Here is a 22,265-nt window from a genome sequence, read left to right on the forward strand (position 1 = left end):
GGTTCGCCGGGCAGCAAATTTATGTTAGCCTGATAAAAACGCTAACTGCAGGATGTGTCGTCGTTATGTCAATTCAGAAAATCGCTCAGCTCGCCGGGGTTTCGGTGGCGACCGTGTCGCGCGTGCTTAATAACAGCGACTCGGTAAAAGCGAAGAACCGCGAGCGCGTCTTGCAGGCGATTAAAGAGAGTAATTACCAGCCCAATCTGCTGGCGCGCCAGCTCCGCACCGCGCGCAGCTACATGATCCTCGTGATGGTCTCTAACATTGCTAACCCGTTCTGCGGCGAAGTGGTGAAGGGCATCGAAGAGGAGGCCGAGAAAAACGGCTATCGCATCCTTCTCTGTAACTCCGGCTCGGATCTGGAACGTTCTCGCTCCGGCCTGAGCCTGCTGTCGGGCAAAATCGTCGACGGGATCATCACCATGGACGCCTTCTCGAAACTGCCGGAACTCTCGGCTCTGATCGGCAGCGCGCCCTGGGTGCAGTGCGCGGAATACGCCGATTCCGGGACGGTCTCCTGCGTGGGCATTAACGATGTGGACGCCTCGCAGCACGTGGTCAGCCAGCTGGCAGACGGCGGTCGTCAGCGCATCGCGCTCATCAACCACGATCTCAGCTACAAATATGCTCGCCTGCGCGAGCGCGGGTATAAAAGCGTGCTACATCTGCGCGATCTGGAGTATCAGGTGGTGGAGTACGCGAGCGATCTCAGCTCCGGCGCGGGCATGGCGGCGATGAAAAAACTGCTGGCGGATAACCCGCCGGACGCGGTGTTTGCGGTGTCGGACACCCTGGCGGCGGGCGCACTGCGCGCCATCGAGCAGGCCGGGCTGCGGGTGCCGCAGGATATCGCGGTGGTGGGTTTCGACGGTACAGAACTCTCGGAAATGGTCTCCCCACCGCTCAGCACCATCGAGCAGCCGTCGCGGGATATCGGGCGCAAAGCGGTCAATCTGCTGCTGAATAAGATCGATAACCCGGATGCGCCGACGGAGAGGGTGATGATGGACTGGCGCTACGTGGCGCGCGCCAGTACCTGAGGATTATTTCGCGAACGCGTCCGCCAGGGAGCGAATATCGTTCCCGGTGGGCGACTGGTGAATACGCAGACCAAATTCCTCGACCACCGCATAAATATGGTCGAAAATATCCGCCTGAATGGTTTCATATTCTGCCCAGACAACGGTGTTGGTAAACGCATATATCTCAATGGGCAGACCGTTCGCGTCCGGTGCCAGCTGACGCACCATCAGGGTCATATCTTTACGAATGCGCGGATGATTACGCAGATATTCGTTCAGGTACGCGCGAAACGTTCCAATATTGGTCATTTTGCGCAGATTTAATACCGATTCCCCTTCACCATTTTCCTGATTCCAGAGATGAATCTCTTCGTGACGCGCCGCCATATAAGGCTTGAGCAGTTTGGCCTGAATTAAGCGCTGCTGCTCGTTCTCATCGAGGAAATGAATGCTGGTGGTGTCAATGCTCAGGCTGCGCTTAATTCGCCGCCCGCCGGACGCCGACATCCCGCTCCAGTTTTTAAACGAATCCGACACCAGCGCCCAGGTGGGAATGGTGCTGATGGTATTGTCCCAGTTACGCACTTTGACGGTGGTTAAGCCGATGTCCGTCACCGCGCCATCCGCGCCGTATTTCGGCATCTCCAGCCAGTCGCCGAGCTTGAGCATATCGTTCGCCGAGAGCTGGATCCCGGCGACCAGTCCAAGAATGGGGTCTTTAAACACCAACATTAACACGGCGGCCATCGCGCCCAGGCCGCTGATCAGAATCGCCGGTGACTGCCCAATCAGCAACGAGATCATCAGGATCCCAACCAGAATCGCACTCACTAACTTCACGCCCTGGAATATTCCCTTAAGCGGAAGCTGAGAGGCGGTTGCCAGCTTTTGCGACAGATTAAAGATCACATCTAATAACGAGAAGAAGGAGAGAAGGGCATACACCATCACCCACAGTCGGGCACAGGTGGTTAATATTTCAGCCGCTTCGCTGCCTTTTTGTAGCCACAGCGCCGCCTGAACGTTGACGATAATCCCCTGCAGGGTAAAGGCCAGACGGTGAAATAATTTATTCTGGGTAATGATTTGCAGCCACAAATGGGAACTGGCCTGCGCCCGTTTTTCAAACAGACGCAGCACCACTTTGTGCAATATCAGATGGACAATAACGGCGGTGAGTAAAATGATGCCAAAGATTAACACCAGCGAGGTGGTGTGATTAATTTCGATTCCAAGCTCTTCAACCTGAGCAATTAATTCCTGCATAACGTCTCCTGAATATCCTCCTTTTATCATGCAGGCTGCGTGTTTATTATGCAACCCGCGACGCTATGCAGATGTTTTCAGGACGCGGCAGGCAGCGGACCGGCCTCCAGACGATGGCGCAGCCACAGGGCGATCCCGCCGAGCATCAGCATCATCACCACTTCAATGCTCAGAAAACCGATCATCGCCTGCGGATAATGTCCGCCGTTGTGACGCGCAAAGGTCAGGAACAGCGTGCCCAGTATCGCCGGGCCAAGTCCGAGCGTGGCCTGTTGCAGCGTGCTCAGAATGGCGCTGCCCGCACCCGCATCACAGCTGCTGATATCGCGCATCCCGATCCGGTAGAAACTGTTGACGATCAGCGCCTGGCCGTAGCCGATCAGAATGGTCGCCGGGGCGAGCGTCAGCGCCGTATTCGCCTGGCCGAAGCGCCAGAAGGTAGCGATCAACAGCAGCAGACCGGCAATTTGCACCGTCAGGCCGGTCATCAGAATGCGCCCCATGCTGTAGCGGGCGATCAGTTTCGGCGCATACCAGGCGGAGACAAAATAAGCCACGCCCAGGGCGATAAAGCTGTTCCCCGACTGCCACGGCGCCATCCCCAGCCCGGCCTGCATGGTCAGCGCCATGCAGAACATAAAGCCCGACCAGGCGCTGAAGAACAGCAGGGCGATCACCATCCCGAAGCGAATGCTGGTCAGTTTCAGCAAACGCGGTGGCAGCAGAGGATGCTCGCCGCGCTGCTGCTTACGCATTGCGCTGGCGCGCATCCCCAGCATCAGCGGGATCACTGCGATCAGCGCCAGCTGTAACCCCAGCGGCCAGTGGAGTTCCGGCCCGAGCGCCATCGGGAACAGCAGAGAGCAGAGGATCACCGCCAGCAGCGCGGTGCCCTGCCAGTCAATGCGCGACGGGGTCTCGCGGCGGGTTTCCGGCACGTAGCGACGGCTCAGGGCCAGTACCAGCAGGCAAATCGGGACGTTAATGAAGAATGCGTTTCGCCAGCCCAGCCCGGCGATATCCGCTGACACCAGCCAGCCGCCGCCCATCTGGCCGACGATAAAGGCAATCCCGCCGATCCCGCCAAACAGGCTGATGGCTTTGGCGTGCGCCGTCCCTTTCAGGGTGACGTGCAGCGTGGCGAGGATCTGCGGGACGATCAGCGCCGCGCCCGCACCCTGCAACACGCGAGCGCCGAGCAGTTGCTCCACGCTTCCCGCCATGCCGCACAGCAGCGACGCGATACCAAAGGCGGCCACGCCCCACATAAACAGACGACGGCGACCGAGGTTATCGCCGAGCTTACTTCCCAGGGCGAGACAAACGGCAAACGCCACGCCGTACAGGGCGACAATCAGCTCCAGCTCGGTGGCGGTGGCGTGCAGCGAATGGGTGATCGAATCCAGCGCCACGTTGGTGATTGAGGTATCAATCAGCGGCAGCATCTGGCCCGTAAGCAGCAATATCAGGCCTGCGCGACCCGGTGAAACAACAGACGTATTCATGGTGACTCCATTGCGTCATTCAGCAGATGGACGTAGCATCACTGATATCAAAAACGGGTACCAGTTCTTGCTTATACTGGTACTGGCACTACCACGCAGGGGGCCGTATGACGCTGATGACTGAACCCACTTCCTCCTTGCAGGACGACAACCGCAAGCAGCTCGGAGCCTTTTTACGCGCCCGCCGCGAAAGCCTCGACCCGCAGCGCCTCGGCCTGCCGCGCAGCGGTCGCCGCCGCACGCCGGGATTGCGTCGTGAAGAGGTGGCGATGCTGGCGGATGTCGGCGTGACCTGGTACACCTGGCTTGAGCAGGGGAGGGACGTGAACCCTTCCAGCGCAGTCATGGTCGCCGTGGCGAAAGCTCTGCAGTGCACCGCAACCGAAACCCGGCACCTGTTTGTGCTGGCGGGGCTGCCGCCGGGCGAAGCGCCGCAGCAGGTGGCGTGCGAGGGGATCAGCGAGGGGACGCGGCGTCTGCTGGATACGCTGATGCCGAAACCGGCCAGCATCCAGAAACCCAACTTCGATATCGTGGCGTGGAACGACAGTTTCGGCCATCTGATGGGCGTGGATTTTAATGCGATCCCGCCCGAAGATCGTAACTGCATCTACCTCTTCCTGACCCATCCGGCGTGGCGCAGTCGACTCGGCAAACGCGACGACGTGCTGCCGATTTTTGTCTCCTATTTCCGCGCGGCAATGGCGGAGCACCGCGGCGACCCGCAGTGGGAAGCGCAGCTCGCGCGCTTCTTTGCCGTCTCCGAAGAGTTCGAAGCCCTGTGGCATCAGCGCTATGACGTACGTGGCGTGGAAAATCAGCTGAAACTTTTTAGTCACCCCGAGCTGGGGGATTTCCAGCTCCAGCAGATGTACTGGTACTCCGCCCCACGTAACGGCTCGCGGCTACTGGTCTATCTCCCGGTGGACGACGCTGGCGAGCATGCGCTCAGCTGGCTGGCGCAACAGGCTGTTATACTCAGTTAAATTTCACTCATTCAGGGAAAGAACATGAACGTGACTCGCAAACAGGAGCGCCTGCTCAAACGCGCGCTCGCCGAATGGGAGCAGGAAGGCGCGCTCAGTGCCGACGAGCACCAGCGGCTGGCGGGCAGCTTAAAACGCGTGGCGATGGACTGGCAGCGGCTCAGCCGTTACGCCTTCTGGACCGCGCTGGCCTGCGTGATTATCGCCTTCGGCAGCCTGTTTGCCGACAGCGAGCTGATGGAACGCATCATCGCCTTTTTCTCTTTCTCATCCGTTGCTCGTATCGGCCTGCCTGCCGTGCTGGCCGTGGTCTTTTATCTCTGGGGATTCAGCCGTCAGCGGCGGGAAACCCAGTGGCATTACAGCACCGAAGCGATCCTGTTTCTGGGCGTGCTCTTCACCGCTATCGCCCTGTGGCAACTGGGTGAGCGGCTGGATAACGGCAGCGGACACATCGCGCCGCTGTTCCTTGCGGGCTGCGCGGTTTACGGGCTGGTGGGGTTCTTTGGGCGCTCGGGGCTGGTGTGGCTCTTTTTCCTGCTGTCGCTCGGCAACTGGTTTGGCGCTGAAACCGGGTATATGTCTGGCTGGGGTGCTTACTGGCTGGGAATGAACTACCCGGTGCGCTTTATCTTCTTCGGCGGGGCGCTGCTGGCGCTGTGCTGGTGGCTTCGCACCATGCTCATCAAACGCAACCTGTACACCACCAGTAAAGCGATGGGGCTGACCTACCTGTTTGTCGCCCTGTGGATCATGTCGATTTTTGGCAATTACGATATCGACAACTGGTACGGCGTCACCCGCGCCGCGCTGCTGCCGTGGGCGTTGCTTTTCGCGGTCGCCGCCATTGTCTGCATCTACATCAGCCTCAAAACCGACGACGGCATGCTGCGCGGTTTTGGCCTGACGTTCCTCGCCATCAACCTCTATACCCGCTATTTCGAATACTTCTGGGACGGCATGAATAAGGTGATCTTCTTCCTGATCCTGGCGGCGTCACTGGCAGTGATAGGGCGGTATGCGGAGAGGATTTGGCACGCTGGAACCCAGCGTGCCAGCGTCGATTAGCACTCAGTAATAATCGTGCTCAACGGCAGACGGGATTTTGGCAGGGACGCGTTGAAGTCTTCCACGCTGTGGTGTCCCACCGGCACCACCACCAGGCTGGTGAAGCCCTGTGCTTTCAGGCCGAACTCTTCGTCGAGGATCGCGGCGTCGAAGCCTTCGATCGGCACCGCATCCAGACCCAGCGCACCCACGCCGAGCAGGAAGTTACCGACGTTCAGGTAAACCTGTTTCGCCATCCACTGATCGTCATCTTTCAGATCGACGCGATGCATGTCGGCAAAGTAGCAGCGGCCTTTGTGGTTCGCGGCTTTCGCTTCTGGCGTTGCAAAACGGCCGTCGGCTTCTTCCTGATCCACCACGCGCTCCAGCCACGCATCGTCCATCGCGGTTTTTGCGCAGAACACCACCACGTGGGAGGCATCCAGCATTTTGCGCTCGTTGAAGACGTAAGTGCCTGACGCGGATTTCGCCACGCGCGCTTTGCCCTCTTCGGTGCTGGCCACGATGAAATGCCATGGCTGTGAGTTGGTGCTGGACGGGCTGAACTGCAGCAGGGTTTTGATCTTTTCGGCCTGCTCTGCGGTCAGTTTTTTAGCGGGATCGAATGCCTTGGTCGAGTGACGCTTCAGGGCAACTTCAATAATATCCATAACGACTCCTGGTGAATAAAATCGCCGTTCACAGGCGAGAAAGGGAAGCAGATTACAAGGGAGAATGGGAAAAGATAAGTGCCATTAATGCGCTTAAACCGTTCGGCTGAGACGAACAATCAGACCGGGCGGATACGCTTCTGATCTTTTTTCGGCAGCTTATCCACCACCAGATTCCACGAGTCGAGCACCAGATCGGCCACCAGTTCTGGCGTGATATCGTCGGCGGCGTAGAGGGAGATCCAGTGCTTCTTATTCAGGTGATAGCCCGGTTCGATGCCGCGATAGATCTGCTGATTGAGCAGCGATTTTTCCGGATCGGATTTCAGGCTGACGTGCGCCCGCCCGTGGGCGACCGCCATAATCATGAACATCTTACCGTTGACCTTAAACACGTCGTACTCCGGGCCAAACGGCCAGCAGTGTTCGGTGAAAGGCAACTCCAGCGCGACGCTTTTTGCGTGCTCCTGCAATGACTTACTGTCCATTCACGTCCTCGATGGCGAGCGCGCGCCACATGGATTCAAAGCCGAGAGATTTAAAATCCGCGGCGCGGGACGGATCGCGGGTGGCGAATTCCATCGTCGTTTCGGCCAGCGATAAGAAAATCGCATCGCCGAAGGTGCGAAACTCATCGGACATGAATACCTGACGCACGGATCGGCGGCACAGCTCGTGCAGTTCCGGGAACATCTCATGCACCGCCTGTTCGGTTTCGGCGTTGATCTTCTCGCTCACGCCGAGCTGGCGGATCGCGCCGTGGGCGACAGGGTTGCGAATGCCCCAGTCCACGTAGCTGTTCCAGATATTGCGGGTATGTTCTTTCGGGGTGCTAATGGCGCGGTCCAGGTTCGCCAGCATGGTCTGGCAAAGATCCTGTTTCAGGTGCAGATAGAGGGCGTTCAGCAGGTCGTCTTTGGTGGCAAAATAACGAAACAGGGTCCCTTCCGCGACGCCCGCGTTACGGGCGATCAACGCCGTCGATGCCGCAATCCCTGACTGCGCAAATGCAGCGGTTGCTGCTTCCAGTAACGCCTGTCTTTTATCTTCACTCTTCGGACGTGCCACTAAAATTCCCCTCCTGTCAATGTGTAAAACCCTGATTGAAACATGCTCTTTGCCACGCTGCAACGCGGAATGTCAAAGATCGAAAACGTCTTGACGACTTTATCATCATATCTATAATGAGTGCTTACTCACTCATAATCAAGTTCAACCCGCGCAAACCATCGGAAGGGGGCGCGTATTCGGGTCAGGATATGAAGAAGCCTCTTTTTCTTAGCGTGGTGTTTGTCATGATTATCGCAACAGCTGCCAGTTTGCCCTTTGTTTTAAACGCCGGTTTTGGCCAGCCGCCGCAGGGCGCGCAGCTCAGTGAAGTGGAGGCCTCTCCTCATTATCGTGACGGTCAGTTCCACAATACGCTGCCGACGCCGGGCTATAACGGCGACAAAAATATGCTGGTGGCGATGTGGGAGTTTCTGGTCAGCAAAACGGAAAATGCCCGCCCCGCTCAGCCCCTGCCGCTGGTGAAAACCGATCTGGCAGCGATTCCGCTGGAGCAGGACACGCTGGTCTGGCTCGGGCACTCGTCCTGGTATTTGCAGCTGGCGGGAAAACGCATTCTGATCGATCCGGTCTTCAGCAACTACGCTGCACCGTTTTCGTTTCTCAACAAAGCCTTTGCCGGGGAATACCCGTGGCGCGCGGCAACGATGCCGGAGATCGACCTGCTGATCGTTTCGCACGATCACTACGATCACCTCGATTACGCCACCATCAAAGCGCTGATGCCGAAAGTGAAACGCGTGGTGACGCCGCTCGGCGTCGGATCGCACCTGCGCTACTGGGGCATGAACCCGGAGATCATCGACGAACGCGACTGGAATCAGTCGGTGCGCATCAGCGATGACCTGACCGTGCATGTGTTACCGGCGCGTCATTTCTCGGGCCGGGGCCTGAAACGTAATCAGACCCTGTGGGGCAGTTTTATGTTCGTCACGCCGGAGCAGAAGGTCTACTACAGCGGTGATTCCGGCTATGGGCCGCACTTCAAAGCGATTGGCGAGCAGTTCGGCGAGGTGGATCTGGCGATCATGGAGAACGGTCAGTACGACCAGGACTGGAAATACATTCATATGTTGCCGGAAGAGACCGCGCAGGCCGCCGCGGATATCAATGCGAAAGCGGTGGTGCCGGGTCATTACGGACGTTTTGTGCTGGCGAAACACAGCTGGAATGACCCGGTGATACAGCTGACGCGCGCGAGTGCCGATAAAAATTATCGTCTGCTGACGCCGGAGCTGGGCGAGCCGGTCCGGGTGAATGACGCAACGCAGCAATTTCGTGAGTGGTGGAAATAATGTTTAACCGACAGGTATCAGAGGGGGAGAACAGCATGACTATTTCCGCTCAGGTCATCGACACCATCGTCGAGTGGATCGACGACAATCTTCATCAGCCGTTGCGCATCGAGGAGATCGCCCGTCACGCGGGGTACTCCAAATGGCATCTGCAGCGGTTGTTTATGCAGTACAAAGGAGAAAGTCTGGGGCGGTATATTCGCGAGCGCAAGCTGCTGCTGGCGGCGAAGGATCTGCGTGAGTCGGACGAGCGGGTGTATGACATTTGTCTGCGTTACGGTTTTGATTCCCAGCAGACCTTTACGCGGATTTTTACCCGCACGTTCAATCAGCCGCCGGGTGCGTACCGCAAAGAGAATCATAGTCGGACGCATTGATTTTTGCGGCCAGGGTGCGGCCTCATGCCCGGTGGCGCTGCGCTTACCGGGCCTACAACTGCCTGCATCGTAGGCCGGGTAAGGCGCAGCCGCCACCCGGCAATCACTCACTACCAGCGATAATTCACCGTCGCCGTCACCGTACGACCAATCCCGTAGAAGCACGCCGTATCGCTGGCGCAGGACGCCACATACTTGGTATCTGCCACGTTATTGACGTTGAACTGCACGCTCGCCCCTTTCAGGCTGCTGCTCAGTTCGCCCAGCTCATAGCTCATCATCGCGTCATACAGATCCACCGACGCCACCTTAAAGGTATTTTTCGCATCGCCATAGCTGGTGCCGATGTAGCGCATCCCCACGCCAGCGGTCAGGCTTTTCAGCGCGCCGCCCGGTACCGTATAGCTGGCGAAGGCCGACGCCATGTGCGCCGGAATGCGCGCCGGGGTCTTACCTTCGGTGCCCGCCACCGTGGTGCTCTGGGTTTCCGCGTCGGTGTAGGTATAAGAACCAATCAGGTTGATGCTCTCCATCAGCGTCGAATGAATCTCCGCCTCCACCCCTTTGGAGCGCACTTCGCCCGCGTTTTCGAACCAGCCCTGGGCGCTGTTGTAGGTCGCCACGTTGCTCTGGGTCAGATCGTACAGCGCCAGGGTCATCAGCGTCGAATCCACCGGCTGATACTTCAGGCCGATTTCGGTCTGTTTCCCGGTGGTCGGTTTAAACGGTGCCACGCCCGGCGCGCGGTTGGTTTGCAGGCTCGGCTCGAAAGAGGTGCTGTAGCTGACGTACGGCGACAGACCAAAATCGAACGCGTACAGCAGGCCGGTACGCCAGGTGAACTTATTATCGTTCTGCTGCGTTGGCGCGCCGCCGGTGAAATCAGTGGTACGCACTTCGGCCCAGTCGTAACGCCCGGACACCAGCCACTCCCAGTTATTCCAGCTCAGCTGATCCTGTAAATAGACGCCCATCTGGTCAAGGTTTTGCTGCTCGTCCGTCGCTTTACTGAAGGTACTCTCATCGACGTTGATGCCATACACCGGCTTCGTCCAGTCGAGGTCATACTGCGTCCCCATCCCGCGCTCCAGCAGCTGTTTGTCTTTGCTGGTCTTGTAATCCAGTCCGCCGAGCAGCGTGTGGTTCACCTCGCCGGTCGCAAACAGGGATTCCAGCTGGTTATCAATGCCAAACTCGTTGGTGGTGCGCTCTTCGTGCTGGGCGCGACGGGTCAGCACCGTGCTGTCAGCGGCGCTGTTGGCGTACACCAGATAACGATATTTCTGTTTAATAGAGGCGTAACGGGCGTTCTGGCGGAAGGTGAGGTTATCGGCAAGCTGATGCTCCAGCTCGTAGCCGATCATGGTCTGTTCGCGCCAGGACTGGTTGTAATTCGGGTCGCTGACGTTAAAGTCGCGCGGGATGTAACGCCCGTTGGCGCTGGTCACGGTGCCGTAGGCGGGCAGGAAGTTGCGATAGCCCGCGTCAGGATCTTTCTGGTAGCTGGTCAGCAGGGTGAAGCGCGTCTGATCGTTCGGATACCAGGTGATCGCCGGGGCAATCGCCATCCGCGTCTCTTTGTAATCTTCCACCTGGTTGTGCTGGGTGCGTGCAATCCCGTTCACGCGGTACAGCACGCGGCCGTCGTCGCTCAGCGGCCCGCCGAAATCAAATGCCCCTTCGGCCAAATCGTGATTCCCGGTGCGGAACTGCACGTTGTGAATCGGCTCGCTGGTCGGGCGCTTGCTGGTCATGCTGATCAATCCGCCAGGATTCACCTGACCAAACAGCACCGAGGCCGGGCCGCGCACCAGTTCGACGCGCTCCAGCAGCCAGGGATCGACCGTGCCGGTTTGCGAGGAGGCGGTCGCGCCGAAGCTCAGCCCGTCGAGGAATTTCGGCACGTAGCTAAAGCCGCGGACGAACACTTCATCGTTACGGTTCGACGACCCGCGGTATTCCGTAAACACCCCGGCGGAGTAGCGTAGCGCCTGTGACACGGACGTGACATCGAGCTGCTCCATCTGATCGCGGGTGATCACCGAAACCGACTGCGGCGTTTTCACGAGCTCGGCGCTGGTTTTGGTCGCGGAAAGGGTTTTCGTCGCCACGATCCCCTTCACCGGTGCGGTCGGTTCCTGACTGGCACTCGCCGTCACCACCACGGTTTCTTCTTTTGTTTCTGCCTGAGCCGCCACGCTGACGGTAGCAAGGCTCAGCAGCCAGAGTTGCATTATCTTATTCTTTTTAAACATTTTTATTAAAATCCCTTAATTGCTATCGCCATAAAAACACCCTAATAACGGCGTAGATGATATTGCAAATTATTACCATTTGCATTAGCGTTGTTAACAAATTTCGCAAGGGAACGAGTCGGCATGAAAAGGGCGTGGAGTGGGTTGCTGTTAGGGATAAGTACGCTGCCAGCGCTGGCGGCAACGTGCGAGCATCCTTCCATTCAGGGTGAACAGAACGGGAAATTTGATGCCAGCGGCGAGGTCTGTTTTGTCCTGCCTGCGCTCGATGAAAACTACGTCTCTGCGACGCTCAGCGGCGTAACGGATGCGAAGCTGCTGGACGGACAAAACCGCCGGATTCGCACGCTGATTGATAAGGGCCCCAGCGATGGCGAGCACTCACTGCTGTTTGCGCTCCCGGTGCAGCAAAGCACCTCGCTGGTGTTGCACGGGGAAGAGGGCAAACCGTGGCGCTTTACGTGGCGGATGAAAGAGACCTCGCCGCTCGCACGCACGCAGATGCTCGAGCCCGAAAGCCCGACGCTGCAAAAACTGGCTCAGACGATTGCTGCCGGTGGGAGTACTGATGCGTTCTGGCAGACGCAAATTCGGCAGGGAACGCCGATGGTGGAGCCGGTCGATGCTGGCCACAAGCGCGTCACTTTTTTGTGGCGCGGCGCGCGGGATAACGTCTTTCTTCTCGGCTCGCCCGCGGGCGATCACGATCCGCTGTTTCGCCTCGGCAAAACCGACGTCTGGTTCCGCAGCTACGTGGTGCCTGCGGACACGCTCATGCAGTACAAACTGGCCCCGGACGTGCCGCGCGTGGAAGGCAGCTCGCGCGATCAGCGCCGCGCCATTCTGGTGAGCGCCCAGGCCGATCCGCTCAATCCGCAAACCTACGGCAATCAACAGGCCGATCGCTGGAACCGCTATTCGCTGCTCGATCTCAGCCCGGCGCGCTATTGCATGGCCCAGGCCGCTGCGCAGCCGCTGACCCACGGTTCGCTCACGCGTCAGCCCTTTGCCAGCAAGATCCTCGGTAACTCCCGGGAAGTGATGATTTACAAACCGCGCGGCGCACAGCCCGCGCGCTGGACGCTGATCCTGTTTGACGGGCAGATTTATCAGGATGAGTACCATTTTGCCAACGTGCTCGACGGACTGATTGCCCGTCACCATCTTCCGCCGATCAACGTGGTGTTTATCGACAGCCTCGATCACCCCCGTCGCGGCAAAGAGCTGCCGCCGAACCCGGATTACGCCGATTTTATGGGGCAGGAATTATTGCCGTGGCTGCGCGGGCAGGGGATAGCGCTGCAGCGGAAAAAGACGGTGCTGGCGGGGTCGAGCTACGGCGGGATTGCGTCGTCGTGGGTGGCGCTGCGCTATCCGCACCTGTTCGGCAACGTGCTGAGTTTGTCGGGATCCTACTGGTGGGCACCGAAAGAGGAGGCGCCGGGCTGGCTCACGCGTCAGTATCAGCACTCGCCGTCGTATCCGATTCACTTCTGGCTACAGGCCGGTCGGTTCGAAACCTCCGGGCCGGGGGGCGGGATCTATCGCAACACCGAAACGTTCGAGCAGGTGTTACGCGAGAAAGGTTACCGCGTGAGCTTCCACCCGTGGTCGAGCGGCCACGATTACGCGGCCTGGTGCGAAGCGCTCATTCACGGGATGCGCGATTTCACGGGCTTACGCAGCAAGTGAGAACCAGCGGCGCCAGATGAAACGCAGGACGAAAAATTCAATGGCGCCGAGCAGGATAAACCACAGGCAGAACACCAGAGTGTAGAGCTGGTTCAGATCCATGAGGTGAAACAGCGCGACCAGTTTTTGCGCCAGCGCCAGTCCAAACGACGGCGCGGGCAGCAGCAGGCAGGAGAGCAGCGCCATCAGCAAAATGCCTCCTGCCGTCAACAGCGATTCCAGTGGGTGTTTCATATCAATGTTAATTGTCAGTTAAAAAAGTTATTGTCCGGCATCCTGCAACGTAAAGCAATATCATCCCGAAATAGACTTCCCGGAGAACAAAACAATAAATATTCCGGGAATATTCCGTGTTTAATTAAACCTGCAATGAATGAATTCAATTATTCTCTGGTTATGTAAATAACTGTCATCATCAGGCAAGTAATTTTACAAATGTATAAGTGCTATATCCAATTAACGTCGCAATAACAATGGCAACAACTATGTACAAAGCCAGGCGGCGCCCGCGATAAATCCCAAACATGCTCTCTCCTCGTTTAGATTGCGTTTAGAAATATTTTGTAAAAATCATCTCATCGAAATATTGAATATCTGTTTTGAATCACCCGGCGCTAATTATATTGCGGTAGAAATATTTCCACCGCAAGAATTAACACCAGCAAAAACGAATTTATTAAAGCCAGAAAGGAATTCAGGCTTCCGTCCACCGGAAATTGAAGGAAATGCCTCCATGACCAAAATGACTCACTCCCAGAACCGGCCATACCAGCAGACCGTCGAGCAGGTACTGGCGCAAAAAAAGAGCCAGGCTAACGGGCTGGACCGTGCCGAAGCGCAGGCCCGTTTGCAGCAGTATGGCCCCAACGCCCTTCCTGAGAAAAAAGGCAAACCGGCCTGGTTACGTTTTCTCGCCCATTTTAACGATGTGCTGATTTATGTTCTGCTCGCCGCCGCGGTATTAACCGCCGTGATGGGCCACTGGGTCGATACGCTGGTCATTCTCGGCGTGGCCGTTATCAATGCCTTAATTGGTCACGTTCAGGAAAGTAATGCGGAAAAATCACTGCAGAGTATTCGCAATATGCTCTCAAGCGATGCGCGCGTCATTCGTAACGGTGCCCATGAGACGATTCCAACGACGGATATTGTACCGGGCGATATTATTGTCCTGCGCGCCGGGGATCGTATTCCGGCGGATATGCGTCTGATTGAGGCACATAATTTACGCGTCGAAGAGGCGATTCTGACCGGTGAATCCACCGTCGTGGATAAACACACCAATCCGTTATCCGGCGACTTATCGCTGGGCGATCGCACCAACCTGGTGTTCTCAGGGACCACCGTGAGCGCCGGTAGTGGCGTGGGCGTGGTTATTGCCACCGGTCAGGATACGGAGCTGGGCCACATCAACCAGATGATGGCCGGGATTGAAAAGCACCGCACGCCGCTGCTGGTGCAGATGGACAAGCTCGGTAAAGCGATCTTCGCCATTATTCTGGCGATGATGGCGGCGCTGTTTATCTTCAGCCTGGTGTTCCGCGACATTCCGATGGGCGAGCTGTTGCTCTCCCTGATTAGCCTGGCGGTGGCCTCCGTGCCGGAAGGTCTGCCAGCGATTATCTCGATTATCCTGTCGCTGGGCGTTCAGGCGATGGCGCGCAAAAAAGCGATTATCCGCAAGCTGCCCACCGTTGAAACCCTGGGGGCGATGACCGTGGTCTGCTCGGATAAAACCGGCACCCTGACCATGAACGAAATGACGGTCAAAGCGATCATCACCGCCGACAGCTGCTACCGCGTGGAAGGCAACAGCTACGAGCCAGTGGGCCACATCTATCTGGAAGGCAGCGACGAGCCGGTGCACATTCAGCAGGGTACGGTGCTGGAGCACTACCTGCGCACCATCGACCTGTGCAACGACAGCCAGATTATTCAGGACGAGCGCGGCCTGTGGGGCATCACCGGCGGGCCGACGGAAGGGGCGCTGAAAGTGCTGGCCGCCAAAGCGAATCTCGCGCCGGTCATGACCACTCTGGTTAACAAGATCCCGTTCGACTCGCAGTACAAGTACATGAGCACCCACTATCAGATTGGCAGTGAGGAGCAGATCCTGGTCACCGGTGCGCCGGACGTGATTTTCGCCCTGTGCGACCAGCAGGAGACCCGCCACGGTACCGCCGCCTTTGACCGCGCGTACTGGGAAGCCGAGATGGAGCGCTATGCGCGTCAGGGCCTGCGCATGGTCGCTGCCGCCTTCAAACCTGCGGCTGCGGATCAGCAGGGTCTGAGCCACGACGACCTGAGCAGCGGGCTGATCTTCCTCGGTATCGCCGGGATGATGGACCCACCGCGTCCGGAGGCCATCGACGCCATCCACGCCTGTCAGCAGGCCGGGATCCGCGTGAAGATGATCACCGGGGATCACCCGCAGACCGCAATGAGCATCGGTCAGATGCTGGGCATCACTAACAGCGCCCAGGCCGTCACCGGCTATCAGCTGGAGAAGATGGACGACGCCGAGCTGGCAGAGGCGGCAGTCGAGTTCGACATCTTTGCCCGTACCAGCCCGGAGCATAAGCTGCGCCTGGTGAAAGCCTTGCAGGAGAAGGGCGAGATCGTCGGCATGACCGGCGACGGCGTGAACGACGCACCCGCGCTGCGTCAGGCGGATGTCGGGATCGCGATGGGCATCAAAGGCACGGAAGTAACCAAAGAAGCCGCCGATATGGTTCTGACGGACGACAACTTCGCCACTATCGCGAGTTCGGTGAAAGAGGGGCGTCGCGTCTACGACAACCTGAAGAAAACGATTCTGTTCATCATGCCAACCAACCTGGCGCAGGGTTTGCTGATTGTGATTGCGCTGCTGGCGGGGAACATTATTCCGCTGACGCCGGTGCTGATTCTGTGGATGAACATGGCGACCTCCGCCACGCTCTCCTTCGGCCTGGCCTTTGAAGCCGCCGAGCGCAACATCATGAAGCGTCCGCCGCGTCAGACCGGCCAGCACGTGATGGATGCCTTCGCCGTCTGGCGCGTGGCCTTCGTCGGCACCATGATTGCGATTGCGGCCTTTGCGCTGGAAGCCTGGCTCGCACCGCGCGGCCACAGCGCTGAGTTCATCCGTACCGTGCTGCTGCAGATGCTGGTGTGTGCGCAGTGGGTCTACATGATTAACTGCCGCAACAGCAACGGCTTCTCCCTGAACCGTGGTCTGCTGGCGAACAAAGGCATCTGGCTGGTAACGGGCGTGCTGTTCCTGCTCCAGGTGGCGATTATCTACCTGCCGTTTATGCAGATGCTGTTCGGCACCGAAGCCCTGCCGCTGCGCTACTGGGGGATTACCCTGGCGATGGCTGGCGTGATGTTCTTCATCGTCGAGATTGAGAAGCGACTGACCCGCAGGTTCCGTAAGGCTGCATAACATAGAACCTTACCCCTCACCCTAACCCTCTCCCCATAGGGGAGAGGGGATCGCACGGAGCCGTCTTTTCCCCCTCGCCCCTTTGGGGAGAGGGCCGGGGTGAGGGGCACAACCACCTGAGGTACTTCCCATGAAATTCACCTTCCTGCGCACCGCTCTGGCGGCAGCACTCCTTTCCTGCACCCTGCAAACCGCCATGGCTGCCGCTATTCCGGTGCGTGTCGCCGTGATTGAAGAGACCACCCACGCCGCCGAGCGCCAGATCCCTGGTCGCGTTGAGGCGATCCACACGGTAGAACTGCGGGCGCGCACGGAAGGGGCCATCGCCAAAATCCATTTCCGCGACGGGCAATATGTCAAACAGGGCGACCTGCTGTTCGAACTCGACGACGCCGAAGCGCGCGCGGCGGTGCGGCTGGCCGAGGCCGAAGTGAAAAGTGCCGAAGCCACCCTGCGTCAGGCGCAGCAGCAGCTCACGCGCTTTCAAAGCCTGAAAACCGGGAACGCCATCAGCCGCAACGACGTGGACAACGCCCAGATGCAACGCGACGTGGCCCGCGCCGCGCTGGCCCAGGCCAACGCCCGCCTCGAGGCGCGCAACGTCACACTCGGGTTTACCCGCATCACATCCCCCATCACGGGCCGCATGGGGCACAGCAACTTCCACGAAGGCAGCGTGGTGAATCCAGCGAGCGGCACGCTGGTGGAAGTGGTGCAGCTCGACCCCATCCGTATCGCCTTCGCTCTCGAAGAGCGGGCGTTTGCCGCCAAAGCCGGGCTGCATGCGGATATCACCTCCCTGAAACAGGCCTGGCTGCCGCAAATTCAGAACGGGGAACTGCGGGAAAACGGCACTCTGGTCTCGGTGGATAACCGCATCGATCCCCGCACCGCCAGCGTCATGCTGCGCGCCGAGTTTGCTAATCCGCAGCACCGCCTGCTGCCGGGCGGGAATGTAAATCTCTGGCTGCGTCCGCAGAGTGAACACGAGGCGCTGGTGATCCCGGCCGCGGCGGTTCAGCAAAATGGCTTCGGGTTTTTCACCTGGGTAGTGAATGACGACGGAAAAGCGGAAAAACGCACCCTGACGCTCGGCGGTCAGGTCGGCCAAATGCTGGCGGTAAAAAGCGGCATCAAAGCCAACGAGCGCGTGGTCACCGACGGTGCGCCACGCTTACAGCCCGGTGCGACTGTCCAGATCCTCAATTAAGGAGCCATCATGCTGACGTTGTTTATTAAACGCCCGCGCTTTGCGATGGTCATTGCCCTGGTGATCACTATGCTCGGGGCCATCGCCCTGAAGCTGATCCCGGTGGAGCAGTACCCGCAGATCACCCCCCCGGTGGTGAATGTGAGCGCCAGCTGGCCGGGTGCGAGCGCAGGTGACGTGGCGGAAGCCATCGCAACCCCGCTGGAAACGCAGCTCAACGGCGTGGACCACATGCTCTACATGGAATCCACCAGCTCCGATGAAGGGGCGTACAGCCTGAACATCACCTTTGCCGCCGGCACCGACGCGGATCTGGCGGCGATCGACGTGCAAAACCGCGTGGCGCAGGCCGTCGCCCAGCTGCCCGCCGAGGCGCAGCAGAATGGCGTCCAGGTACGCAAGCGCGCCACCAACCTGATGATGGGGGTAAGTCTTTACTCACCCGAAGGCACTCACTCGCCGCTGTTTGTCAGCAACTATGCGAGCACCCAGGTGCGCGAGGCGCTGGCGCGTCTGCCGGGCGTCGGGCAGGTCCAGCTGTTTGGCGCACGCGACTACAGCATGCGCATCTGGCTGCGACCGGATCGCATGAACGCCCTGAATGTGACCACGGACGATGTCGCCCAGGCGCTGCGCGAGCAAAACGTGCAGGGCGCGGCGGGCCAGGTCGGCACGCCGCCGGTCTTCAGCGGACAACAGCAAACGCTCACGATCAACGGACTGGGTCGTCTCAACGAGGCCGAAGCTTTCGGCGATATCATTATTCGCGCCGGGGAAATGGGGCAACTGGTGCGGCTGAAAGACGTGGCGACGATTGAGCTGGGTTCGCGCAGCTACAGTTCCGGCGCGCAGCTTAACGGTCACGATTCCGCCTACTTAGGGATCTACCCGACGCCATCCGCCAACGCCCTGCGCGTGGCCGACGCGGTGCGCGGCGAGCTTGAGCGCCTCTCCACCCGTTTCCCGGCGGACCTGACCTGGGAAGTGAAGTTCGACACCACCGAGTTCGTGGCGGCGACCATCAAAGAGATCGGCACCTCGCTGGCCCTGACGCTGCTCGCCGTCGTGGTGGTGGTGTCTCTGTTCCTGCAAAGCTGGCGCGCGACGCTGATCGTGGCGCTGGCGATCCCGGTGTCGTTGATCGGCACCTTTGCGGTGCTCTACACGCTGGGTTATTCCGCCAATACCCTGAGTCTGTTCGCCATTATTCTGGCGCTGACCATGGTAGTGGATGACGCGATCGTCGTGGTCGAAAGCGTCGAAACCCTGATGGCAGAAGGGCAGAGCCGCACCGAGGCGACGGCCAACGCCCTGCGCCAGATTGCCGGGCCGGTGATCGCCACCACCCTGGTGCTGCTGGCGGTGTTCGTGCCGGTGGCGCTGCTGCCGGGAATTGTCGGCGAGCTGTATCGCCAGTTTGCAGTAACACTTTCCACCGCCGTGACGCTCTCAAGCCTCGTGGCGCTGACGCTCACTCCCGCGCTGTGCGCCCTGTTGTTGCGCCCACGCGTGGGTCGCCCGGCGGCGATCTTCCGCGGATTTAACCGTGGGCTGGACGCCACGCGCAACGGCTATACAAAGCTGGTCGACGTCTTTAACCGCCGTCCGCTGGTGGCATTGCTGGCAACCGCGGGCGCGGCGGCTGTGGTCGCGCTGAGTTTTACCGCCATGCCGAAAGGCTTCCTGCCGCAGGAAGATCAGGGCTACTTCTTCGCCAGCGTCCAGCTGCCGGAGGCGGCTTCGCTGGAGCGCACCGAAGCGGTAATGACGACGGCGCGCGAGCTGATTGCCGCTAATCCGGCGGTGGCGGATGTGATTCAGGTCTCCGGGTTTAATATTCTCAACGGCACCAGCGCCTCGAACGGCGGGTTTATCTCGGTGATGCTGAAAGACTGGAGCGAGCGTCCCCCGCTGGATGAGGTGATGGGCGTGCTGCAACGCCAGCTTTTGGCCCTGCCGGAAGCGACCATCATGACCTTCGCGCCGCCGACGCTACCGGGCCTCGGCAACGCCTCCGGTTTCGATCTGCGCATTCAGGCGCAGGCGGGGCAAAGCCCGGCGGAGCTGGAGCGCGTTACCCGCGAGGTGCTGGCGAAAGCCAACCAGCATCCGCAGCTTAACCGCGTGTTTACTACCTGGAGCAGCAACGTGCCACAGCTGACGCTTGAGGTCGATCGCGAGCGCGCGGCAAGGCTGGACGTGCCCGTGAGCCGCATCTTCAGCAGCCTGCAAACCGCCTTTGGCGGCACGCGCGCCGGGGATTTCAGCATCAACAACCGCGTTTACCACGTGGTGATGCAAAACGAGATGCAGTGGCGTGAGCGCGCGGAGCAGATTTCAGAGCTGTACGTGCGCAGCAACAACGGGGAGCGCGTGCGCCTGAGCAATCTGGTGACCATCACCCCAACCGTCGGCGCGCCGTTTTTGCAGCAGTACAACCAGTTCCCGTCCGTGTCGGTCAGCGGATCGGCGGCACCGGGCGTGAGCAGCAGCACGGCGATGGCGGCGATGGGCGAACTGCTGAGCGAAAATCTGCCTGCCGGATATGACTACGCGTGGAGCGGCATGTCCTATCAGGAGCAGCAGACGGGCAACCAGGCGGTGTGGATCGTGCTGGCGGCGGTGGTGATGGCGTGGCTGTTCCTCGTGGCGCAGTACGAAAGCTGGACGCTGCCGGCGAGCGTGATGCTCTCGGTGCTGTTTGCCATCGGCGGCGCGCTGGTCTGGCTGTGGGTGGCGGGCTTCGCCAACGATGTGTATGTGCAGATCGGACTGGTGTTGCTCATCGCGCTGGCGGCCAAAAACGCCATTCTGATCGTCGAGTTTGCCCGCGCGCGGCGCATCGACGGAATGGAGATTATCGATGCCGCCCGTGAAGGCGCTTCGCGACGATTCCGGGCTGTGATGATGACCGCTGTCTCCTTTATTATCGGCGTCCTGCCGATGATGCTAGCCTCCGGTGCGGGGGCGCAGAGCCGTCGCATCATCGGGACCACGGTGTTCAGCGGGATGCTGGTCGCTACCGTGATTGGCATCGTGTTTATTCCGGCGCTGTTTGTGCTGTTCCAGCGTCTGCGCGAGTGGGGGCACTCACTTACGGGTGAGTAGTCCACAGTTCGCAGTGTTTTTGCACCAGCGAGGTCAGCGAACCGCCGTCGGCGATAAAATCCCGCATGCGCTGCGCCTCGCTTTTGCCCTGTTTCAACATCAGGCCAATTTCCACAATCGCGCTTTCTGCACCCAGTTTTTCCGCGGAGGGCGCAACCCGCTCAAGCAGCCACGCAAGATCCTCGGCAATGGTTTTTTGCTCTCCGGTGTTGACGTCGGTCAGCAGACCGTCCAGCCCGTAACGACACGCCTGAAAACGGTTGAAGTTGTACAGCAGCGTATCCTGCGGCTGGTGTTTGTAGGGTCGCTCGGTCAGCAGCCAGTGCGAAGTCGCCTGAATCAGCCCGGCGATATTAATCGCATGCGCGAGGGTCAGGGGCGTATCCATCACCCGCACCTCGACGGTGCCAAAATGCGGGCTCGGTCGAATATCCCAGTGCAGATCTTTGATGCTGTCGATGGTGCTGGTGTAGCTCAGGCGGCGAAACAGCCCTTCGAACTCCTGCCAGTTGCTCACCCACGGCATTTTGCCGTTATCCGGGAACGCCGAGAAAATATTGAGCCGCGAGGAGGCAAACTGGGTATCGCTGCCCTGCATGTAGGGCGACGAGGCGGAGAGGGCGATAAAGTGCGGGACAAAGCGCGACAGGCCGTGCAGAAGATAAATCGCCTCATCACCGTTGCGGCAGCCGACGTGCACGTGTTGGCCGAAGACCGTCGCCTGCAAAATCAGGTAGCCGAACATCTGCAGCGTGCGGTTGTAGCGCTCGTCGTCGCACACCTCCTGACGCTGCCACTTCTGAAACGGATGCGTGCCGCCGCCGCAGATCTGAATATGCTGATCCGCCGCCGCGTGCAGGATCGCCTGCTGCATCGCCGAAAACTGCGCTGCCGCCTGGTGGATGTCCTGACACACGCCAGTGGCGATTTCGAGCATGCTCTCGGTGATGTCGTGCTTCACCTCACCGGCTTTGATCTCGTTTTTGACCGCGGCAATCAGCGCCGAAGAGTCCTGGCTGAGATCGTACCCCGGCGGATTCACCACCTGCAGTTCGAGTTCAATACCCAGCGTGAAAGGGTCGGATACATGGAAGTCAGGTAGGGGCATGGCGCGCTCCGGTTGCGGGGATGTGTTGAGTATAGACATGCTGCGGAGTCTATGAGATTCCGGGTGGCGGCTGCGCCTTACCCGGCCTACGGTCAGGCTCTTTCCAGGACCGTGCAAGCGTTAGCGCCGCCGGGCGATGACCTCGCATCTGGCAAATTTATCGTCCAGACTTAACCCAAAGGCATAGTCTGCGCAGGGATTGTGATTTACACTGCGCGCTGCAAA

General features: G+C 59.3%; 17 protein-coding genes. 9 read left to right on the plus strand and 8 right to left on the minus strand.

The genetic code is table 11. The annotated features are described in order from the left end of the window. Positions 1 to 65: 65 nt before the first annotated feature. Positions 66 to 1,043: a LacI family DNA-binding transcriptional regulator gene (locus tag U9O48_RS06275; protein WP_282493868.1), complete on the plus strand. Its 978-nt coding sequence runs from the start codon at positions 66 to 68 to the stop codon at positions 1,041 to 1,043. Positions 1,044 to 1,046: 3 nt separating this feature from the next. Here U9O48_RS06275 and U9O48_RS06280 read toward each other — a convergent pair whose 3' ends face one another. Both U9O48_RS06280 and U9O48_RS06285 read right to left on the minus strand, forming a co-directional pair. Then, positions 1,047 to 2,291 (minus strand): mechanosensitive ion channel family protein, encoded by a 1,245-nt coding sequence (locus U9O48_RS06280; protein ID WP_285149989.1) that lies wholly within the window; start codon positions 2,289 to 2,291, stop codon positions 1,047 to 1,049. Positions 2,292 to 2,368: 77 nt separating this feature from the next. Next, entirely contained in the window at positions 2,369 to 3,796 is a 1,428-nt protein-coding gene (locus U9O48_RS06285) for an MFS transporter (protein ID WP_324723886.1), read from the minus strand. A 107-nt stretch (positions 3,797 to 3,903) separates the two neighbouring features. Between U9O48_RS06285 and U9O48_RS06290 the strand changes: the two genes are divergently transcribed. Together U9O48_RS06290 and U9O48_RS06295 are read left to right on the plus strand one after the other, a co-directional pair. Then, positions 3,904 to 4,782: a helix-turn-helix transcriptional regulator gene (locus U9O48_RS06290; protein ID WP_282493865.1), complete on the plus strand. Its 879-nt coding sequence runs from the start codon at positions 3,904 to 3,906 to the stop codon at positions 4,780 to 4,782. Positions 4,783 to 4,806: 24 nt separating this feature from the next. Continuing rightward, on the plus strand, positions 4,807 to 5,850 hold the full coding sequence (locus tag U9O48_RS06295; RefSeq protein WP_285149991.1) for a DUF2157 domain-containing protein: 1,044 nt from the start codon (positions 4,807 to 4,809) through the stop codon (positions 5,848 to 5,850). Here U9O48_RS06295 and nfsB read toward each other — a convergent pair. From nfsB to U9O48_RS06310, 3 genes are all read right to left on the minus strand, one after another. Continuing rightward, the gene (nfsB, locus tag U9O48_RS06300; RefSeq protein ID WP_285146702.1) at positions 5,847 to 6,500 is read right to left on the minus strand and encodes an oxygen-insensitive NAD(P)H nitroreductase; all 654 of its coding nucleotides are present in this window, start codon (positions 6,498 to 6,500) and stop codon (positions 5,847 to 5,849) included. The two genes, U9O48_RS06295 and nfsB, sit on opposite strands and share 4 nt — an antisense overlap. 119 nt (positions 6,501 to 6,619) lie before the next feature. Beyond that, complete coding sequence (locus U9O48_RS06305) at positions 6,620 to 6,988, minus strand: MmcQ/YjbR family DNA-binding protein (RefSeq protein WP_324723887.1); 369 nt, start codon at positions 6,986 to 6,988, stop codon at positions 6,620 to 6,622. Then, entirely contained in the window at positions 6,978 to 7,568 is a 591-nt protein-coding gene (locus tag U9O48_RS06310; RefSeq protein WP_282493860.1) for a TetR/AcrR family transcriptional regulator, read from the minus strand. The genes U9O48_RS06305 and U9O48_RS06310 overlap by 11 nt, the downstream gene beginning before the upstream one ends. 191 nt (positions 7,569 to 7,759) lie before the next feature. Between U9O48_RS06310 and U9O48_RS06315 the strand changes: the two genes are divergently transcribed. Then, positions 7,760 to 8,863 carry an MBL fold metallo-hydrolase gene (locus U9O48_RS06315; protein ID WP_324723888.1) on the plus strand — a complete coding sequence of 368 codons (1,104 nt, stop codon included), beginning with the start codon at positions 7,760 to 7,762 and terminating at the stop codon, positions 8,861 to 8,863. Positions 8,864 to 8,898: 35 nt separating this feature from the next. Beyond that, positions 8,899 to 9,240, plus strand: coding sequence for a RamA family antibiotic efflux transcriptional regulator (locus U9O48_RS06320; RefSeq protein ID WP_095284206.1), 342 nt, complete (start codon positions 8,899 to 8,901; stop codon positions 9,238 to 9,240). Positions 9,241 to 9,350: 110 nt separating this feature from the next. On the opposite strand, the gene U9O48_RS06325 is transcribed toward U9O48_RS06320, so the two are convergent. After that, positions 9,351 to 11,495 (minus strand): TonB-dependent siderophore receptor, encoded by a 2,145-nt coding sequence (locus tag U9O48_RS06325; protein ID WP_285149995.1) that lies wholly within the window; start codon positions 11,493 to 11,495, stop codon positions 9,351 to 9,353. A 123-nt stretch (positions 11,496 to 11,618) separates the two neighbouring features. Between U9O48_RS06325 and U9O48_RS06330 the strand changes: the two genes are divergently transcribed. Further along, positions 11,619 to 13,187 (plus strand): alpha/beta hydrolase-fold protein, encoded by a 1,569-nt coding sequence (locus U9O48_RS06330; protein ID WP_285149997.1) that lies wholly within the window; start codon positions 11,619 to 11,621, stop codon positions 13,185 to 13,187. Here U9O48_RS06330 and U9O48_RS06335 read toward each other — a convergent pair. Next, positions 13,173 to 13,421: a DUF1158 domain-containing protein gene (locus tag U9O48_RS06335; protein ID WP_102104226.1), complete on the minus strand. Its 249-nt coding sequence runs from the start codon at positions 13,419 to 13,421 to the stop codon at positions 13,173 to 13,175. The two genes, U9O48_RS06330 and U9O48_RS06335, sit on opposite strands and share 15 nt — an antisense overlap. Positions 13,422 to 13,920: 499 nt before the next feature. Between U9O48_RS06335 and U9O48_RS06340 the strand changes: the two genes are divergently transcribed. The 3 genes from U9O48_RS06340 (at position 13,921) to U9O48_RS06350 (ending at position 20,932) form a co-directional block, all read left to right on the plus strand. Further along, positions 13,921 to 16,614, plus strand: a complete 2,694-nt coding sequence (locus tag U9O48_RS06340) for a cation-transporting P-type ATPase (protein ID WP_285149999.1) — start codon at positions 13,921 to 13,923, stop codon at positions 16,612 to 16,614. A gap of 130 nt (positions 16,615 to 16,744) precedes the next feature. Further along, positions 16,745 to 17,824, plus strand: a complete 1,080-nt coding sequence (locus tag U9O48_RS06345) for an efflux RND transporter periplasmic adaptor subunit (protein ID WP_416382175.1) — start codon at positions 16,745 to 16,747, stop codon at positions 17,822 to 17,824. Between the two features lie 9 nt (positions 17,825 to 17,833). Further along, positions 17,834 to 20,932 (plus strand): efflux RND transporter permease subunit, encoded by a 3,099-nt coding sequence (locus U9O48_RS06350; RefSeq protein ID WP_285150000.1) that lies wholly within the window; start codon positions 17,834 to 17,836, stop codon positions 20,930 to 20,932. On the opposite strand, the gene U9O48_RS06355 is transcribed toward U9O48_RS06350, so the two are convergent. Then, positions 20,919 to 22,040, minus strand: a complete 1,122-nt coding sequence (locus U9O48_RS06355) for a YbdK family carboxylate-amine ligase (RefSeq protein ID WP_285150002.1) — start codon at positions 22,038 to 22,040, stop codon at positions 20,919 to 20,921. The genes U9O48_RS06350 and U9O48_RS06355 overlap by 14 nt on opposite strands. Between the last annotated feature and the right edge of the window lie 225 nt (positions 22,041 to 22,265).

It is taken from the genome of Lelliottia sp. JS-SCA-14, from assembly GCF_035593345.1.
Taxonomy (GTDB): Bacteria; Pseudomonadota; Gammaproteobacteria; order Enterobacterales; family Enterobacteriaceae; genus Enterobacter; species Enterobacter wanjuensis.

Bases quoted from the DNA above. Each gene is read 5' to 3' on its own strand.
- U9O48_RS06275 (WP_282493868.1), top strand. From the start codon at position 66: ATGTCAATTCAGAAAATCGCTCAGCTCGCCGGGGTTTCGGTGGCGACC.
- U9O48_RS06280 (WP_285149989.1), bottom strand. From the start codon at position 2,291: ATGCAGGAATTAATTGCTCAGGTTGAAGAGCTTGGAATCGAAATTAAT.
- U9O48_RS06285 (WP_324723886.1), bottom strand. From the start codon at position 3,796: ATGAATACGTCTGTTGTTTCACCGGGTCGCGCAGGCCTGATATTGCTG.
- U9O48_RS06290 (WP_282493865.1), top strand. From the start codon at position 3,904: ATGACGCTGATGACTGAACCCACTTCCTCCTTGCAGGACGACAACCGC.
- U9O48_RS06295 (WP_285149991.1), top strand. From the start codon at position 4,807: ATGAACGTGACTCGCAAACAGGAGCGCCTGCTCAAACGCGCGCTCGCC.
- nfsB (WP_285146702.1), bottom strand. From the start codon at position 6,500: ATGGATATTATTGAAGTTGCCCTGAAGCGTCACTCGACCAAGGCATTC.
- U9O48_RS06305 (WP_324723887.1), bottom strand. From the start codon at position 6,988: ATGGACAGTAAGTCATTGCAGGAGCACGCAAAAAGCGTCGCGCTGGAG.
- U9O48_RS06315 (WP_324723888.1), top strand. From the start codon at position 7,760: ATGAAGAAGCCTCTTTTTCTTAGCGTGGTGTTTGTCATGATTATCGCA.
- U9O48_RS06320 (WP_095284206.1), top strand. From the start codon at position 8,899: ATGACTATTTCCGCTCAGGTCATCGACACCATCGTCGAGTGGATCGAC.
- U9O48_RS06325 (WP_285149995.1), bottom strand. From the start codon at position 11,495: ATGTTTAAAAAGAATAAGATAATGCAACTCTGGCTGCTGAGCCTTGCT.
- U9O48_RS06330 (WP_285149997.1), top strand. From the start codon at position 11,619: ATGAAAAGGGCGTGGAGTGGGTTGCTGTTAGGGATAAGTACGCTGCCA.
- U9O48_RS06335 (WP_102104226.1), bottom strand. From the start codon at position 13,421: ATGAAACACCCACTGGAATCGCTGTTGACGGCAGGAGGCATTTTGCTG.
- U9O48_RS06340 (WP_285149999.1), top strand. From the start codon at position 13,921: ATGACCAAAATGACTCACTCCCAGAACCGGCCATACCAGCAGACCGTC.
- U9O48_RS06345 (WP_416382175.1), top strand. From the start codon at position 16,745: ATGAAATTCACCTTCCTGCGCACCGCTCTGGCGGCAGCACTCCTTTCC.
- U9O48_RS06350 (WP_285150000.1), top strand. From the start codon at position 17,834: ATGCTGACGTTGTTTATTAAACGCCCGCGCTTTGCGATGGTCATTGCC.
- U9O48_RS06355 (WP_285150002.1), bottom strand. From the start codon at position 22,040: ATGCCCCTACCTGACTTCCATGTATCCGACCCTTTCACGCTGGGTATT.